At 46.3% G+C, this 889-nt stretch carries 1 protein-coding gene; it reads left to right on the top strand.

Annotated features, from left to right (window positions below):
• On the top strand, positions 1-889 hold an 889-nt coding region (locus tag ACFIL8_RS11275; protein ID WP_375689872.1), incomplete at both ends, for a hemagglutinin repeat-containing protein.

The following is an 889-nucleotide window of genomic DNA, read 5'->3' as shown; positions in this document are numbered from 1 at the left end:
GCGATCAATGGGAAACCACTTCCACACAATCACACATCACGGCACGCCAAGATGTGCAGATTACTGCTGACAATGATATAAATATGCAAGCAGCCATTGTTTCGGCGGATCGTGATGTCAACATGGATGCCGGCAATAATATCACCCTATCAGAAAGCTATGATACCTCTAACGGCAAAGAGACACATGAAAAGTCTTTTGCTGGTGTGACAACTTCCGTTGATATCGGTGTCCTTGGCACGGTACAAGGACTAAAAGATGCCGCAGATCACATGAATAATAAGGATGGTAACAATACAGTTATTAATGGCATATTGACCGGCATGAAAATCAATCACCTCTTTAATAAAGGAGAGAACTTTATTAATTGGCTGACTGGCAATACGGGGGAAAAGGGGAACACAACCAAAGGACTGAGTAGCTCATTAGGAGGGTTGGGGGGCTCCACCAAGGATGCTCTTGCCAATCTGGCTGGCGCATCTGGCAGTGTAACCGTGGGCTTTAAAACTGAGAAAACAGAAGCTTCTTCTCAAGTTTCCACAGCGGTGACAGATAGCATAGAAGGCGGACGCGCTGTTAACATGCAAGCCCACAAAGGCAGCATTCATGGTGTTGGCGCTGATATTATTGCTGGTACCAATCCAATCTATGTGCTGGAAAATGATGCACAGAGCGGAAATATCACCATGGAAGCAGGTAAAGATATCATCTTTGAAAGTGCACAAAACACGCAAAGCACACACAACAGCAGTGAAAGTGCTTCAATGAGTGTTGGCACCGGTTATGGCACGGGTGGCGCAGGGGCAACGGGTAGTGCTGCTTTTAGTCAAGGGGAAGGTTCCAGTGAGGAAGTTCAACACAAAAACAGCCATATTATAGGCACCGGCAC

This window comes from Bartonella sp. AP57NXGY (genome assembly GCF_042195805.1).
Classification (GTDB): Bacteria; Pseudomonadota; Alphaproteobacteria; order Rhizobiales; family Rhizobiaceae; genus Bartonella.
The sequence above is the reverse complement of the archived record's forward strand: the minus strand, read 5'-3'. Positions and strand labels throughout refer to the sequence as shown.